This window comes from Enterococcus sp. 9E7_DIV0242 (assembly GCF_002140975.2).
In the GTDB taxonomy this organism is placed as follows: domain Bacteria; phylum Bacillota; class Bacilli; order Lactobacillales; family Enterococcaceae; genus Enterococcus_L; species Enterococcus_L clewellii.
In genome coordinates, this window is the sequence record NZ_CP147247.1 from 2,356,642 (window position 1) to 2,373,228 (window position 16,587).

Annotated in this window: 13 protein-coding genes; 5 read left to right on the forward strand and 8 right to left on the reverse strand. The window is 40.8% G+C overall.

Going from position 1 to position 16,587, the window contains the following annotated elements:
* Positions 1–23 precede the first annotated feature (23 nt).
* Positions 24–1,037: a LacI family DNA-binding transcriptional regulator gene (locus A5888_RS11230; protein ID WP_086349626.1), complete on the reverse strand. Its 1,014-nt coding sequence runs from the start codon at positions 1,035–1,037 to the stop codon at positions 24–26.
* 158 nt (positions 1,038–1,195) lie between these two features.
* Between A5888_RS11230 and add the strand changes: the two genes are divergently transcribed.
* Together add and A5888_RS11240 are read left to right on the forward strand one after the other, a co-directional pair.
* Positions 1,196–2,233 (forward strand): adenosine deaminase, encoded by a 1,038-nt coding sequence (gene add / locus A5888_RS11235; RefSeq protein WP_086349625.1) that lies wholly within the window; start codon positions 1,196–1,198, stop codon positions 2,231–2,233.
* Positions 2,230–3,105 carry a PhzF family phenazine biosynthesis protein gene (locus tag A5888_RS11240; RefSeq protein ID WP_086349624.1) on the forward strand — a complete coding sequence of 292 codons (876 nt, stop codon included), beginning with the start codon at positions 2,230–2,232 and terminating at the stop codon, positions 3,103–3,105. Before add ends, A5888_RS11240 begins: the two co-directional genes overlap by 4 nt.
* 111 nt (positions 3,106–3,216) lie before the next feature.
* On the opposite strand, the gene A5888_RS11245 is transcribed toward A5888_RS11240, so the two are convergent.
* Positions 3,217–4,488 (reverse strand): DUF5068 domain-containing protein, encoded by a 1,272-nt coding sequence (locus A5888_RS11245; protein WP_086349623.1) that lies wholly within the window; start codon positions 4,486–4,488, stop codon positions 3,217–3,219.
* A gap of 214 nt (positions 4,489–4,702) precedes the next feature.
* Positions 4,703–7,138, reverse strand: a complete 2,436-nt coding sequence (locus A5888_RS11250; RefSeq protein WP_212647209.1) for a glycoside hydrolase family 3 protein — start codon at positions 7,136–7,138, stop codon at positions 4,703–4,705.
* Between the two features lie 675 nt (positions 7,139–7,813).
* On the opposite strand from A5888_RS11250, the gene A5888_RS11255 reads away from it, so the two are divergent.
* Positions 7,814–8,545, forward strand: a complete 732-nt coding sequence (locus A5888_RS11255) for a TraX family protein (RefSeq protein ID WP_086349622.1) — start codon at positions 7,814–7,816, stop codon at positions 8,543–8,545.
* A gap of 474 nt (positions 8,546–9,019) precedes the next feature.
* On the opposite strand, the gene A5888_RS11260 is transcribed toward A5888_RS11255, so the two are convergent.
* From A5888_RS11260 to A5888_RS11270, 3 genes are all read right to left on the reverse strand, one after another.
* On the reverse strand, positions 9,020–10,237 hold the full coding sequence (locus A5888_RS11260; protein WP_086347488.1) for an IS110 family transposase: 1,218 nt from the start codon (positions 10,235–10,237) through the stop codon (positions 9,020–9,022).
* A gap of 270 nt (positions 10,238–10,507) precedes the next feature.
* The gene (locus tag A5888_RS11265; RefSeq protein ID WP_086349620.1) at positions 10,508–11,113 is read right to left on the reverse strand and encodes a class I SAM-dependent methyltransferase; all 606 of its coding nucleotides are present in this window, start codon (positions 11,111–11,113) and stop codon (positions 10,508–10,510) included.
* 79 nt (positions 11,114–11,192) lie between these two features.
* Positions 11,193–11,771 carry an SGNH/GDSL hydrolase family protein gene (locus A5888_RS11270; RefSeq protein ID WP_086349619.1) on the reverse strand — a complete coding sequence of 193 codons (579 nt, stop codon included), beginning with the start codon at positions 11,769–11,771 and terminating at the stop codon, positions 11,193–11,195.
* A gap of 274 nt (positions 11,772–12,045) precedes the next feature.
* Between A5888_RS11270 and coaA the strand changes: the two genes are divergently transcribed.
* Positions 12,046–12,969: a type I pantothenate kinase gene (gene coaA, locus A5888_RS11275; RefSeq protein ID WP_086349618.1), complete on the forward strand. Its 924-nt coding sequence runs from the start codon at positions 12,046–12,048 to the stop codon at positions 12,967–12,969.
* Between the two features lie 211 nt (positions 12,970–13,180).
* Entirely contained in the window at positions 13,181–14,737 is a 1,557-nt protein-coding gene (gene guaA, locus A5888_RS11280) for a glutamine-hydrolyzing GMP synthase (RefSeq protein ID WP_086349617.1), read from the forward strand.
* 84 nt (positions 14,738–14,821) lie between these two features.
* Here the strand turns inward: guaA and A5888_RS11285 are convergent, their stop codons facing one another.
* Together A5888_RS11285 and A5888_RS11290 are read right to left on the reverse strand one after the other, a co-directional pair.
* Complete coding sequence (locus tag A5888_RS11285) at positions 14,822–15,238, reverse strand: hypothetical protein (RefSeq protein ID WP_339101612.1); 417 nt, start codon at positions 15,236–15,238, stop codon at positions 14,822–14,824.
* A 2-nt stretch (positions 15,239–15,240) separates the two neighbouring features.
* A complete protein-coding gene (locus A5888_RS11290) occupies positions 15,241–16,401 on the reverse strand; it encodes a recombinase family protein (RefSeq protein ID WP_249274505.1) in 1,161 nt (386 codons plus the stop codon).
* Positions 16,402–16,587 lie beyond the last annotated feature (186 nt).

Below are 16,587 nucleotides of genomic sequence, written 5' to 3' on the forward strand. Positions count from 1 at the left end.
AACGAACATTACTATTTTTCTCCTTAATTGTCAATCATTCGTGTGCTATTTCTCTCGATAAAGGTTGTTTCAAATGTTTTATTTGGGATTATTTTTACGTCACCATGAATCGCCTCAACTAAGAATTTTGCTGCATAGTAGCCAATGTCAAACGCCGGTTGATACACAGTTGTCAGACTTGGCGCCAGATACTCCGAGATTTCCAATCCATCAAATCCTATGACAGAAATATCTTCTGGAATACGTAAATCCTTTTCATAGATTGCTTGATATGCTCCTATTGCCATCTCATCATTCCCGCAAAAAATCGCTGTTACTTCTTTGTTTTCCAACACCGCTTTTGCTGCACGATAGCCACCCTTCAATGTCAGTTCCCCACTTTGGATGTAGTCTTCATTAATCGGTATGTCATGCTTTTCCAGCACCGCTCTATATGCTGCCAAACGTTCTGTCAGTTGGTAATATCCATGTGTCTCCTTCAACATTCCGATATGTCGATGCCCGTGTGCAATCAGGTATTCTACTGCTTGAGATGCTCCTACATACTCTTCAACCAGTAACTGTCCTTCTTCTCGGGTATTGATCCCTCTATCGATCAATACCACTGGAAAAGCAGATTGTCGTTGCTTCTTCAATACATGATCCTGTGGAAGTACATTAGGTGTTGCTAGAATAATACCATCTACTGATCGATGAAGCAGTTCAGTCACATACTGTGTTTCCTTTTTCACACTATGCTTTGAGTTACATAATAGAATCATATAGCCGAGTGAGTTCAAATAAGTCTCCACACCTTCAACCACTTTAGAAAAGAAAAAATCTGTGACATCGGGAACAATCATTCCGATGGTCTTTGAGTGTCTCGTAATAATGTTTGAAGCAAAAAAATCTGGCTTGTATTGATATTCCTCGACGATTTCCAATACCTTCTTCTTTGTCGCTTCGCTGAATCGACTGCCCTTATTGTTGAGGATCTGAGAAACCGTTGTTACTGAGACTCCAGCCATGTTGGCTATCTCTCTTATCGTCAGCTTCATCCCTGTCCCCCTCTCCCATTGACATGATGCTTGTGACATGGTACATTCTTCGAAATACTTTTTTCTAAAATACTTACCGAACAATCACATGATAGCAGAAACGTTCGGAAAAAAACAGATAAATGAAAATTTTGTAATGAAAAAGAAAGGACAAAACCGTGGAGAAAGAAATTGTAATCAAATTACCAAAAATCGAGTTACACTGTCATTTAGATGGGTCCGTAAGCGTTGAAACTTTACTGAAAATTTCCAGAAACCAATCGTTTAGCTCCCAAGAAGATTCCGAACAATTACGAAAAGCAGTAACAGCACCCAAAGACTGCCGAAACTTGAAGGACTATTTGACATGCTTCGATGTTATTTTAACGTATTTACAGACAGAAACAGCCTTAGAGATGGCTACACTCGATGTCATCGCACAAGCAGCTCGGGACGGTATCTCTTATATCGAGTTACGGTTTGCCCCAACGCAGCATTTGGAACAAGGATTGTCCTTAACTCAAGTCGTCACAGCTGTGCTCAAAGGGTTGAATGCCGGTGAAAAACGTTATGGGGTAAAGAGTAATGCAATCCTTTGCGGCATGCGCCATGATGAGCTAGAAAAAATCGAAGCGGTTGTTCACCTTGCAAAATATTTTCAGAAAAGTGGCGTAGTGGCCTTCGATCTAGCGGGCGATGAAGCGGCTTTCCCACCTAGGGAATTCGAAGAAACACTAGCTTTAGCCAACCAGCTAAGCATTCCTTTGACTCTGCATGCCGGTGAATGCGGCTGTGGGAAAAATGTGGCAGATTCTATCTCTCTTGGTGCAAAACGAATCGGGCACGGTATTGCGCTCAAAGACACACCGGAATATTTTGATTTATTACGGGAAAAAGATGTTCTATTAGAGCTTTGCCCGACCAGTAACTTCCAGACGAAGACAGTAGAATCATTGGCAGATTATCCATTCCGACAATTCTTAAAGGAAAAAATTAAAGTCTGTATCAACACGGACAATCGAACAGTTTCTAACACAACATTAGTGGACGAATACATGAAGCTGTCTGAGTGGTACCAATTGACCTACGATGAAATGGAGCAGTTAAACCATGACGCAGTCGATGGTGCCTTTATCTCCGATGAAGAAAAAGCAGCTCTTCATCAGCTGCTAACAAAAAAATATAGAGAGCTTACAAAAAATGGAGGCCTATCATGAAAGTCACGACGTATATTTTACATGCATTTACAAAGGATGGCGGTGGCGGAAACCTTGCCGGAATCGTCTTAGATACTGCTCAGCTTTCAGAAAATGACATGCAGCGTATCGCAAAAACACTTAATTTTTCAGAAACGGCTTTCCTGCTACCTTCTGATAAAGCTGATTGGCGGGTACGCTACTTCACACCTGTTGAAGAGGTCGCTATCTGCGGGCATGCGACAGTCGCATTATTTTCAGCGCTTATCCAGTTAGGAAAAGCGGTTATCGGTACGTACCAAATAGAAACTAAAGCTGGGATTTTAGCCGTAACAATTACAAAAGACAAGCAAGTTTTCTTGCAGCAAACCAGCCCTCAATATTTGGATATCTTAGCCATTGAAGAGGTCGCGGACTCCTTGAATCTTTCGACACAGGATTTCCATGAAACCTTACCTATTCAAGTCGTTTCAACTGGTCTTAAGGATATCCTTATACCAGTCAAAAGCTTAGATATACTAACGAACCTGACACCTGATTTTGATAAAATTGCTCAAATCGGGAGAAAATATCAACAAGCTGGTTACCACGTCTTTTCTTTGGAAACATTACAGCCAGAAGCAACGGCTCACTGTCGAAACTTTGCGCCATTGTTTGATATTCCGGAGGAAAGTGCTACTGGGACGTCTAACGCTGCCCTGGCTTGCTATTTGGCAAACTACCTAATGCACGAAGAAAGTTTGACAAACGAAGCCTTTCTTTTCGAACAAGGCTATGCAATGGGTATACCGTCTGAAATTGTTACAAGACTATCTCAGAAAAATGGACAGATAGAGGGTATTTACGTGGGTGGATATGCTTCACAATTCGTCGAACGGGAATTAAACATTTAATTGCTGCTTTACTAAAATATTCATTATTACAAAAAAGTGGGCAAGATATTTGATCAAATATCTTGCCCACTTTTTTATTTTCATTGTTGTCATTCGTTGGAAATGAATCTTTTATTTCGGTAAATCAAACTCAACCGTTTCTCTCTTAAACGTTTCACCATCGACCAAATTCAAATTAATACTGAAATCTTTTTCACGCCAAATTTTTTCATATTGCTCTTGATCCAGTACAAACACCTGCAATAGGTCCTTCTTCTCACCAGGACTTACGACATCTGTCGTGTAGTTCGTTAGCATTCCTTCACTCAGCACACGTTGGGAATCGTTATTGACACGTAAGGTCGCACTGGAGCTGCTCATAGAAATTGTCTTTTCCCCTTTATTATCAAGCACAAATTTAACTGTCAACAGAACTGTTCCATTTTCAAAATTGCTGAAGCGCTCTGCTTCTACTTCATTAGGCTCAAAGAACGTAAACTGGTATTCTGACAATATGGCATCAACACCATCGACACTCTGAGTCGTATTTATATCTTTCTTCTCCATATCAAGTGTCTTGGTACCCATATCATCTGTACTTACTTTGTCCTGCAAGAATGACGCATTGTCACTTGCTGTTTTCTCACCATCAGAAGAGACGGAAAGCTGAATATTCTGCTTATCGCCTACCTTGTCTTCAGATTTAAAGCTTTCAGCTTTCGTATAGCCGTGTGGTACTTGCATCGTTACTAAGCCAAGATCCAAAATAGCTGACAACGCCTCATCACTAAACAAGTAGTTGACCGTCATTGTTTGCGTTTCCCCAGCTTTGATTTCGCCTTTCGTATCTACGACGATCGCACCCATATTATCACTATCATCGGCATTGTCTTCAACGACTGTTCGATTATTCGTATAAGCCTTAGTTGCTCCTGTAAAGGTCAAATCCGGAATTGAAGGATAATACAACGTTTTATCACTAGTATTTGCAATAGAAATCGTCGCAAGGATTATCCCACCTTCATCTGTTTGATCCCCAAATGGAATCTTAAAATTGGAGTCAAAATCGGTCACTTTCACTAATTCATACTCATCCACTGATACTTCAAAATCGCCCATTTCTACGATAGTTGGCTCAGATTGAGCGTATAGCAGTTCCATTTCTTGCGCTTCAATATACTCTTTCATCGTCTCTGCTCTCTTTGAAGGAGCTGACGTTGCACTCTTTTTAGTCGTTTTAGATTCTTCCGTCGTTTCTTCTGTGGACTCTTCTGTTGATTCCTCAGACTCTTTCGATACAACCGTCGACTCCGCTGTGGATGAATTTTTTGTCTCTTTTTCTGTATTGCCGCAAGCAGCTAAAATAGCAGTAGACAACAGCAATGCTAAAATCACTTTTTTCATTTCTCTATCTTACCCCTTTTTTTATGATGAAAAAGACAGTGTTTTTCAACTAATTGAAGCAGCTCCCCATAAAAAACTACCTCACAAAAGTCTTTTCCCCACAAAAAAGTATAGCATAGATCCACACCTTGAATGTCTCAGTTTTTTCGGAGAAACTAGATATTATTGAGTATTGAGTAAATATTATTTCTTTTATGTCGTCGTTTCATAGCGTCTATTTCACATATTTCTCGGTACGTTCATCTGAGATTGGTCCCTCGTAGTTCAGTCCATAGCCAAAATCGTAGGTATTTCCTTCTGAATCCTTGTATGATTCCATATCATGAGCCACATCTTCCTGCTGTTTCTCAACCGTATCCATATCTGCCGGAAATTGCATCGGCAGCAACCCTTTCGGCTCTTGCTTGCCTAAAAGAATATCAAAATAGGCTTGATCGCTGACTGAGAAACCTGTAACAATTGCGTCTGCCCCTTCTTCAAATTCACTGACGACCACAGGATTTTTTGCTTTCAGTACAACGACGACAGGTACTTTCTTACCTGTTTCCTTTTCAATCGTTTCACTTTGTTTTTTCGCATTTTTGAAGGCTTCTAAATCATAGCTATTGCTGATGATTGCCGTTTCTCCATAATAGCTGCGATTTTCTTTCTTACCATCCTCAAGAATATCGCCGCTGATCGATGTTTTTCTGACAGAATCTCCATCCGCTTTATAGGTGCCATATTGCAAGCTAAGAGGATAGAAAGTATTATCCTTCAGACCGGCGCTGCTGAATGGACTTCCATTATCTGGGCTACCCATTCCTACGATGATCATATCTACATCCTTCAAGTCCGGCGCTTCAAAACCAGTCACTTTTCCATCCTTTTCAATTGGCGTATCAGTCACCACTTCCTTGAAATAGCCTTCTGCAATGTCTACACTCATTGTTGGGTTGGCAGTATCCTGTGCATCCGCAAATACTGTCTTGAATTCATGGTGGATCGAGCTTGGAATATACACGACCTTCTCTTTGTAGTCTTTCTCAACATCCGCTTCCTTGATGGTTTCTTCTTTATTTTTCAGCATCACGATCGAATCCAGTTGGGCCTGATACCCATCTTTTGTTTTGTCTTCACTACCTACAATCTCAGAAGAAGCTTCAAGAGAAAGATAAGGATTTTCAAAAATGCCCGGTAACATCATCATTTTCACTAAACGTGCCCCAGACTGCTGGAAGCGTTCTTCGGCCGAAACATCTACATCGCCTTTTTCATAGGCTTTGTCCCATAAATCATACGCATCAAGAACAGGTTGGATCGCGTTGTTCCCGCCAAACATATCTACTCCTGTCAGTAGCACCTCGTAATGACGCTGTGCCACTGTTTCATCCTCGACACCCCAAGCGGTGCCAATACCAAGAACATTGTCTGGATCATCAATCGCCGAAGTCACCGTCCAGTCTGTACAAATAATCCCTTCGTAGCCATTGTCTTTACGCAAAATATCGATCTTTTCTTTATCATAGGCAGAGCCTTTGTTTACGCCAAACAACGGATTGCCGTCTTTATCGATGGCCACAGAATATGAACTCATCACAGAAGCCGCTTCTTTGGTTTCCCCATCCAGCTTCATCGCACCATCCAAAAATGGCTTCAAATGCTCTTCAAAGTTATCTCCCGGATACACCGCATATTTCCCGCTATTCATGTGCGACTCACGTCCACCTTCGCCCATGCCATCTCCTGGAAAATGCTTGACCATGGCATTGATCGAATCAGAGCCCCAACCGAGGTCCTTCCCTTCTTCACCATAAGAAGACTGAGAGCCATCCACATACGCTTTAGCCATATCAGTAGCTAACGCAGTGTCTTCGCCAAACGTGCCATCTGCACGCAACCAACGCGGATCAGTCGCTAATTCAATTTGCGGCCCTAATGCTGTAGCAATCCCCATCGCCCGATATTCTTCTGACGCCGCCTTGGCAAATCTCAACATCGTCTCTGTATCGAAGGTTGCGGCAAGCCCCAAATTAGACGGCCATCTAGAGATATCGTCTCCTTCTGCATTATACGCAGCATCAGATCCAGCTGTACTTCGCGGATCAGAGCTAAAGTTGACTGGAATAAATTTCTTGTCTTCTCCTGTGCTCAGCTCTTCCACATATGCCTGCATCTCGTTGTTCCAATTGACTGCCGCTTCCACATCATTCCCACCGGCATTCAAAACATTCCTCAAATTATCATCCTTCAAATAAGTTTTCTGATCATCTGTCAGTCCGTTTTCCGGCTCTCTTTCATGGCTGCTGAACAACATTAGCCCGGCAATTTCTTCTTTTGTCAGCTCTTTAGCCAGAGACTTCGCTCGTGTGTCAATGTCCTTACGCCAATCCTCCCACTCTTCCAGCTTACCATTCCCGTTCATGTCCTTGAATGCATAGACGTAATCGCCGTCCTCTTCCTCTAAAAGGCTGACACCGCCATCTTTCAAATAGCCTAGAATAGCACCATTGTTAGGATTCTTAACCTGCATGTAGGTTACAGTTCCTTCTGTCTTTTCCTCTGTTGTATATTTTTCCGGAGTCGCTTCTTTCATTTTCTCCTCCTGATTACAGGCTGTTAATAATACGGACATCGATAATAATGTAATAAATTTCCCTGCTTTTTTCACAATATTCCTCCGCTCTTTTTCATTTTTAACGATGATATACGTTCTTATGATGCGATGAGCTATTTATGCAATAAGACCGATATCATTAATAAACCTGAAAGAAAACATGTCAGAAATACTCCTCCTTTCCGATCCCCTTCTGTTCGTGCATTCCTCCAGCGATTACCAAAAATACAACCACCTAAAAACAGGCAGAATCGATTGTTATTTCGCCATAAAAAAAGACCCGAATGAACCAAAAAGGGGCACGCCACAAGGCATGTTTCTTTGGTCCATACAGGTCTAGCTTGTTTGTAAACAATCACTATCCATTTGGAAAATATTCTGCTCTATTCTATTTTATTGTAGAAGAAAGATTGCATAATATCAACGCTTTCTTTATTGTTTTACCGATACTTTCAGAAATTGATTCTACTTCAGTCGGTTTGCCATACCGCTATGCTCGTCACCATCTTTCAATTTTGTTCGTTTCCTGTTACCTGATTCTATGGAGCAACTTGATAGGTCCATGATAAGTTAGTTATCGTGAGAAGTCTGACTTAATGCCGCTTTACTCAGAATCAAGCTATTCATCCGCTCGTTGGCATCTACTCATTGGCTGAGTTGCATGAATGCCATAAAACGGACGATACATATCACTTATAAACGATACCCAAAAGAAAAGGACGTGCTTTTTTGAATGCAAACCAATTAAAATTTTTTATGATGGGACTAATGGTCCTTGACCACATCACCTTCTTCGTCTCTGACAACACTTCGATTATTTTTCACATCATTACTCGATGTGTCGGCGTATTTTTTGCCTATATGATCGTTGAAGGATTTTTTCATACCAGTAATCGAAAGAACTATCTATTCCGTCTAGCTGGCGCTGCCGGTGTGATGTTTGTCGGCAGCACTTTGCTGAATCTTTGGCTAGGCGACCCAATGATCCAGGTACACAACAATATCTTTTTAACTTTGACGGTCGGGCTCCTTCTGCTGATTGTTGTTGATTGGGTCAAGGAAGTTCCCCACCTCGCCTTCAAGCTCGCTGGCACTTTGGTTGCTGCCACACTCTTGATTACCGGCGCAATACTGACAGAAGGTGGAACTGTTCTATTGCCATTTATCCTGATCACTTATTTCACATACAACAAGGTTTTGTTAAGGGACGCTTGCTATCTCGGCTTTTCATTATTCCTTTTATTTACCAGCTTCCAATGGATGGGGGATTGGTCAACCACACTCCTAATGTTAGGCATGAACTCAGATTTCGCGTTTATCTCTGTGATTCCATTCCTTCATTTATATAACGGAGAAAAAGGGAAAACATCTGCCTTTTCAAAATATGCTTTTTACCTGTTTTACCCAGCACATCTATGGATAATAGCTATAGCTTCTAAGCTGATACTGATGAATGGATAATCATTTTCAAGCTTAAAAATTATTCAATACACTTTACTGTACGCAAAAGTGTGTGGGACATAACTCAATCCCACATACATCTAAAACCGAATAAACGGTGGGACAGAAGCAACTTCTTCGACAATAAGTCAAAATTCAACAAAAATTTGTGATGCACCAAGTAGGAATCAATCAACATCGGAATGATACATTCCGTGTTTCTTGTCATTTTCGTGAATTCCGCCTTATTGCTTAGAATCACTGTGATTGCTCTTTTGAGCAGAACAGATGATGAAAAGTACCTACTTTTGGTGCTTGAAGCTGAACGTTTCTGTCCCAACCTCTTTCCTACGATTAGTCAAGGGGAAAGTGGAAACAAATTCCTTATAGTTTTTAAAGAAGTGAAGAACTATCTGAAAGTACACTAAATAAACTAGATGGATCTCTGAATTTTTCATCTAGTTTGTGCTATAATTTTAGAATAAGGACTCGTCCTTATTGGTCGTTGGAGGCCGTATACGCATAAGCGTACCTTGTATGATTCCTAACCATGGAATGCATACACTTCAGGAGCTTGTTCATGCAGGCAACTGTGGCAACCTTTTCCATTTTAGGAAGGGGTTGCTTTTTTAATTTATAATAATAGTCGACGATATGATTGGAGGCGGCGTGTTGTTGTCGAATCATATTACGAATAGTAAAGTAAAGAATCTTTCGCCCCTTTGGATTCCCTCTTTTATTGATATGATCCTTTCCTATATATGATCCAGATTGAAACCGCCGGATATCAATCCCGACAAATGCATTGAGTTTGTTTGATGTAGAGAAACATCGAATATCGCCTAATTCTCCAATCAGAAGTGCAGCCGTTGGCGCACCAATTCCTGGAATCGTCTGATACAACTCAAATTCTTCAAGAGGATGAGCAGCGTTCATCATTTGTTCCATCAATTTATTTTTCTGTTCTAATAGGTCCTGAAGAAGCTGGGCATAGTAAATGACTTTCTGACAGAGAACACTATTGGACTCAACAGCTGGATAAGAGTTTGAGGCGTAAATGAAAATCTGGTCAGCTTTCTGCCAAGCCCTATTTTCAGAAATTCGTTTCCTCGTTGTTTTCATCAATCGATTTTTGATTTTTGTTCGACTGGAAGCGAGAACGAAGGCAGGATGTGGAAAACATTCAATCAGGGATAAGGCATAGGGAGTGATACGGCTGGAAAAGAACTGTTCCAATTCAGGAAAAGTCAATTGAAGAGCATTATGAAGATTCATACGAACATGACTGATTTTCGTCTCAATTTCCTGATAGAAGCGGGCAAGTTCTCGTAGTTCGAGATAGATTGCTTGTTGGTGTAGCTTTGGTTGGCGTCTATTTTTACAATGAGTTTGAGCCAGTTTATGAGCATCAAATTTATCCGTTTTCCAGCTACGAAGCGAGCCTTCCTCCATCTGTTTTTTTGCTTCTAAAGGATTTAGAAGGCAGTAGGTCAGTTTATTATCCTGACAAAACTTTTCTAAGGGACGTGAGTAGATACCAGTTGCTTCAAAAACAATTTCAGGGACCTCTGGTAAGGTCTGAATTTCCTCTAATAGCAGCTGAAATCCTTCTTGATTGTGAACTACTTTTCCCTCAGATAAGCAAAAGTTGTCCTGATAGAGTACTTTGTAACTTTCTCCTTTTGATACATCAAAAGCTAAAATAGATGACATAGTTTTTTCTCTCCTTCTCTTTTTATAGAAAGACCTTCACTGAACCATTTCAATTCTACTTTCCTTTACACGGACTCGGAGTCCCAACATACTTAAACCAGATTCTAAAATGTCAGTGAAGGAGCTCATTTTGCACTTCGGACTCGAAGTCCACGAGGTCATGTCCGAGCTTCCTTTCACTCCCACTATACGCTATAAATAGAAAATAGTGGGTAAGCTATTCCGTCGAATATCTTACCCACTAATCTTAGTATGTTTCATTTAGTCCATTTATGCTTCTTTCACACTTCTCAAAATATAATAGCCTTTGTCTTTTGTCACGATCTCAACATTGCCAAAGACTTCTTCCATGCGCTTCTGGGCACTCGGTGCTCCCTGTTTCTTCTGAATAACAACCGTTAAGGTCCCGCCTACTGCCAGTAATGGCTCAGCTTCCGTCAATATTTTATGAACTACCTTTTTCCCCGCACGAATCGGCGGATTGCTGACGATCGCCGCATATTGCTGCTTATTTAAGGTTTCATAAATATTGGATGCATGGATATCGACCGTTTTGATCTGATTTTTCGCTGCATTTTCCACGGCCAAGGCAACTGCACGCTGGTTCACGTCAATCATTTCGACCGTTCGACCAGATACATGGGCCAATGACAGACCGATTGGGCCATAGCCGCAGCCGACATCCAATATCCGTCCTTCCGGCAAGTCCTGCCAATCAAACGCATCAATCAACACGCGCGACCCATAATCTACACCATTCCGTGAAAACACACCGCTATCTGTTACAAAACGAAAATTTTTCCCCACTAATTCAAATGACCATTCTTCGATGTCATGTGCTGTATTTGGATTTTCGGTATAATAATGATTTGTCATTTTCTCGTTCCTTTACTCAAAGTCGGACACTCGCTGAACTCACTTGCTCCAACCTGTTCATTTTAGCGGCCTTCTGCTGCTACGAAATCAGTTTACCTTTTATCTCTCGAACAATCAAGGCAGCCAGAAACTCATACCCGTACTCAGAAAAATGCAGCCCATCCTCCTGCAAAAATTCAGCCACACCTGGATAGACGCTGAGTGCATGATACATGTCAACTGTCGGTACTTCGTACTTCTCTCCAACCTCTTTCGCTGCTACCACAAAACGACGGACCTCTTCATCCTGACGACTTGGCTGTCTAGCTGCATCAATAAACGGCGGTGTAAGTAAAACAACCTTTTCCTCACCGATCTGCTCGATCATCTGAGAGAGATTATTGCCGTAATCCTCTGCCGTGATTGGATGGCTTTCAGAACAGTCATTGGCCCCAAAGAAGAGTACGACATAATCAGGGGCAACAGCCAGAACATCTTTTTCCAGCCTGCGCAAACCACCAACAGATGTATCTCCCGGGATTCCTGCATTCACAATAGAAATATCTGTATATCCTTGTGCAGCCAAATCCTCTTTAACTAAATTTGTCAGTATAGGCGAAGCCGCTTCCCCAAAATCTCCTGCGGTGATACTATCACCAAATAATACTAGTTTGGTCATCCTTATTCCTCTTTTCTTTCACGTGAACAGTCGCTGCTTTGAACAGGCGCTTCTCCTGTCCGTATGGCTAGAGCCAAGCGAATGGTCTATTTCAGACTATCTCTGCACCTAAATGCATTTTTTACGACTGTTTTTCTGAATTCTGACTTTATCATACCATTGAGAAAAACTTTTTCCCAAACAAACATTTCTTTCACGAATTACTGTGTAGAATTACAGCCGTTTGTGTTAAAATAAGCAAAGAAAAACATGTCACTCTTGGTCGGAGGAACAAATGGACGAAAAAATGAATTACTATCGCATTCCTCGCGAGGAATGGCTGGGATTCTACCGAAAGGGAGAAGCCCCAATGACAGAAGAAGAACTGGAAAATATCAAAGGATTCAATGATCAGATTTCACTGCAGGATGTAGAAGACATTTACGTCCCACTGACTCATCTGATCCATTTGCATATGAAAGAGTTTGAGTCTCTGACATTGAGTAAAGGGTTGTTCCTACACAGATATGTGCCTGTTCCACCTTTCATTATCGGTATTGCCGGAAGTGTCGCTGTTGGTAAAAGTACCACTGCTCGACTACTGCAAACGATTCTGTCGCGCGTTTTTAAACGCCGCAACGTACAGCTGATCACCACCGATGGGTTCCTTTACCCAAACAAGGTGCTGGAAGAGCGTGGGATCATGAACCGGAAAGGATTCCCCGAAAGCTATGACATGGAAAAATTGATCGAGTTTTTAAATCGGGTCAAAAATGGCGAAGATGAAATTCGTGTACCGATGTATTCACACAGTGTGTACGATATCATCGATGGCGAATACGAGCTCATCACTCAGCCGGATATTCTGATCGTAGAAGGAATCAACACTTTGCAGCTGCCTGCCAATCAACAAATTTATGTCAGTGACTTCTTTGACTTTTCCGTTTTTGTCGATGCTGATCCAAAGCTGATTGAAAAATGGTATTTAGACCGCTTTGGTGCCTTACTTGATACGGCTTTCCGCGAACCAGACAATTATTACTACAAATATGCGACTGGCGACCGTGAAGCAGCCTTTAAAATGGCAAGAGGCGTATGGCAAAGTGTGAATTTGAAGAATTTAGAAGAATATATCTTGCCTACAAGGAGCCGAGCTGATATCATACTCCATAAAACAGAGAATCACATCATCGACGAGATCTACTTGAGGAAGTACTGATTTTCACTCTAACAGACATTGTCTGTTCTGGTCAGCCAATGACCGAACGCTATATCATTGCTTTTAAGGAGAGTCACTGTGGCCCGTAAGAGCTGCAGTGTTTCTGAATGTATTTATCGGTGACAAAGGATCAGATTTCTTCTCTTCCTTATTAACCGTGATCCCTTCAGGTTCTCTTTATATAAAATTCTAATAGATAGGGGTAATAAATGTGACGAACGTGTCCGAAATGACAAACGTTGAAAAAATCATCGTGTTGGACTACGGCAGCCAATACAACCAATTGATCACCCGCCGTATTCGCGAATTCGGCGTTTTTTCAGAACTATTGAGCCACCGTATCACCGCTGCAGAAGTAAAAGAAATCGCTCCGAAGGGAATCATTCTTTCAGGAGGTCCTAACAGTGTCTATGACGAAAAAGCGTTTCGTATCGATCCGGAAATCCTTGAATTAGGGATTCCAATCTTGGGTATCTGTTACGGTATGCAGCTTCTGACGTATTGCTTAGACGGAAAAGTAGAACCTGCGAAAAACCGTGAGTACGGAAAAGCAGAATTAGAAGTCCTCGCAAAAGACGCGGCTCTCTTCAACGGACTGCCTTCTCCACAAACAGTCTGGATGAGTCATGGCGATTTGGTCACAGAGCTGCCAACAGGCTTCGAGCTTGTTGCAACAAGTAAGGACTGCCCTATCGCTTCTATTCAAGACACAACACGCAACTTCTACGGTGTACAATTCCATCCGGAGGTACGCCATTCTGAATACGGAAATGACCTATTACGTCATTTTGCATTTGATGTTTGTCAGTGTTCCGGTAACTGGTCAATGGAGAATTTCATTGATATGGAAATCGCAAAAGTACGCGAAAAAGTCGGTGACCGCAAAGTATTGCTAGGTCTTTCCGGCGGCGTAGATTCTAGCGTTGTAGGTGTCCTTTTACAAAAAGCAATTGGTGACCAGCTGACATGTATTTTTGTAGACCACGGCTTACTACGTAAGGGCGAAGGCGATCAAGTAATGGATATGCTTGGCGGAAAATTCGGTCTGAATATTATTCGTGTGAACGCACAAAAACGTTTCTTAGATAAATTGGCCGGTGTTTCTGATCCGGAAGAAAAACGTAAAATCATCGGAAATGAATTCGTCTATGTCTTTGATGATGAAGCAACAAAGCTGCAAGGAATCGACTTCCTCGCTCAAGGAACGCTGTATACAGACGTAATCGAGAGTGGAACGGAGACAGCTCAAACAATCAAATCTCACCATAATGTAGGTGGGTTACCTGAAGACATGCAATTCGAGCTGATCGAACCATTGAACACGTTGTTCAAGGATGAAGTTCGTGCGCTTGGAACAGAGCTTGGCATGCCTGACAACATCGTTTGGCGTCAGCCATTCCCAGGGCCGGGACTTGGTATCCGTGTTCTTGGTGAAATCACTGAAGAAAAACTGGAAATCGTTCGCGAATCCGATGCGATCCTTAGAGAAGAAATCGCCAATGCCGGCTTAGACCGCGACATCTGGCAATACTTCACTGTACTACCTGGCATTCGCAGCGTTGGCGTAATGGGCGATGGTCGTACGTATGACTACACAGTCGGTATCCGCGCAGTCACTTCGATCGACGGCATGACCGCTGACTTTGCCCGTATCCCTTGGGATGTCCTGCAAAAAATCAGCGTGCGTATCGTTAACGAAGTCGATCACGTAAACCGCATCGTTTATGATATTACGAGCAAACCACCAGCTACGGTGGAGTGGGAATAAGCCAAAAAGCCTCTAAATCCTTTGTTTTCCAAAGGTTTAAAGGCTTTTTCTTTAGTTATGATAACACTTTGATAACAGTTAGTATTAGCTATTCTTTTTTCTAGTGACTTTATACTCTCTAAAATCATTCAAATCAAAAATCATCGCTTTCCCATCTTGAGTATATATTCCGTCTATTTCATACCTATTTTCTTCCCTCCATTGCTCCTTCATTAAACTTCTGATAACCTCAACAAGTTTATTAGATTTTATTACCACAGGTTTATCTCTTTCAATTTTATTTTTAGCAAACTCTATCGCCCTACTAGCATTAGATGTACTTTTCTTTATAGCGATTACCTGTCTCTCTCTATCAAACAATAACACTATATAACGTGGGAAACTCAGTATATCTGCAACTTGACTTGAAAAGCTTAATGACTTATTGTTTATTGTGATCGTTGGTTTTCCTATGCTTCCAACATCTATTACTTCAAAATTATATTCATTAAAATCTAACATATCTAATCAATCCTTTTCAAAACTTCCTGAATATCACTAGATGTCCAATTTGGATCAAAAATTATGAACCCTTTTAATACACCTGATTTCCATTTTTTAATTACTACCTTGTTTTCCTTAAGGTATGGACTTTCTTTAAACACTCTCTTTCTATAAGGAAAACTTAAAATATTTTCTACCTTTTTCCAGTCTTTTTTTGATATTATCGGAGGTAAGCAGTCTCTTATAACATACTTTCTTTTTTCGCCATTATTCTTCTTTCGTTTATGGGTAAAGCAATCAACTGTATAAGGTTTTTGCATAATTACATCTCCACAATATTTTTCATTTTTCAAAATATTTCCTACAGTAGTTGCTCGCCATACTAGACCACCAGTTGGTGTGGGAACTTTAGCTTGAGTCAATAATTTTGCAATCAAAGTAAAGTTTGCTCCCTCTAGAAAAGCATTATAAATAAACTTCACAATTTCTGCTTCTTCTTCATCAATAATAATCTTACCAAAATTATCTTTACTATAACCAAGCAAATTATTTGTCACAACAAAGGGGATTCCTCTTTCCCATCTTCTCAAATTTGCCCATTTTATAGCATTACTCTTCTGCTCACTCTCTCCTTGTGCAATCACACTCATCATATTTAATACATATTCCGACATCCCATTTAGAGTATTAATACCCATATCTTCTATATATATACCAACAGGATTGGGAAGCGCTTTCAATTCTCTGTTTATAGAAATAAAGTGTAGCGTGTTCCTTGTGAATCTACTGATACTTTTAACTAAAATCAAATCAACTTTATCATTGCGACAATCATCTAATAATCTCTGAAAATTAACTCGATTTCTTAGGGTAGTACCTGAAACTCCTTGATCTGCATAAACTTCAGCCATTTCCCAATCAGGATTGTTCAATATCTTCTCTGTATATGCTTGTATTTGAAGTTCAAAACTTCCTTCCTGTTCTTCTTCATAAGTACTAACCCTACAATACGCTGCCACTCTCTTTTTCTTTCTTTTTTCTTCTAATAATTCCTTTTTTGACGGGATAATTTCTACCTGTCTCTTTTCAAGATACGCCGAACGAATTTCTTTTCTTCGCTCTCTCTTTTCACTCTTCTTTTCTTCCGACCACTCCCTATCTCTTAATCTATTTATATCCACAATTCTCCCTCCTTTAATATGTTTTTTCATCTTTATTATCTTATTTATACGTCTAAAATTCAAGATTGTTTTTTCATCTACCGCACTTCCGTTTGCTAAACTTGATTTTTTATAAAAAAATAAAGCCCATTTCTTTACAAAAAATCAAGTGTCATTTGAATTACATAGACACTCCGCAAATAAACA

What these genes read in the sequence shown, in the direction of transcription:
- A5888_RS11230 (WP_086349626.1), bottom strand. Translation starts at nt 1,037, where the DNA reads ATGAAGCTGACGATAAGAGAGATAGCCAACATGGCTGGAGTCTCAGTA.
- A5888_RS11240 (WP_086349624.1), top strand. Translation starts at nt 2,230, where the DNA reads ATGAAAGTCACGACGTATATTTTACATGCATTTACAAAGGATGGCGGT.
- A5888_RS11245 (WP_086349623.1), bottom strand. Translation starts at nt 4,488, where the DNA reads ATGAAAAAAGTGATTTTAGCATTGCTGTTGTCTACTGCTATTTTAGCT.
- A5888_RS11260 (WP_086347488.1), bottom strand. Translation starts at nt 10,237, where the DNA reads ATGTCATCTATTTTAGCTTTTGATGTATCAAAAGGAGAAAGTTACAAA.
- A5888_RS11265 (WP_086349620.1), bottom strand. Translation starts at nt 11,113, where the DNA reads ATGACAAATCATTATTATACCGAAAATCCAAATACAGCACATGACATC.
- A5888_RS11270 (WP_086349619.1), bottom strand. Translation starts at nt 11,771, where the DNA reads ATGACCAAACTAGTATTATTTGGTGATAGTATCACCGCAGGAGATTTT.
- coaA (WP_086349618.1), top strand. Translation starts at nt 12,046, where the DNA reads ATGGACGAAAAAATGAATTACTATCGCATTCCTCGCGAGGAATGGCTG.
- A5888_RS11285 (WP_339101612.1), bottom strand. Translation starts at nt 15,238, where the DNA reads ATGTTAGATTTTAATGAATATAATTTTGAAGTAATAGATGTTGGAAGC.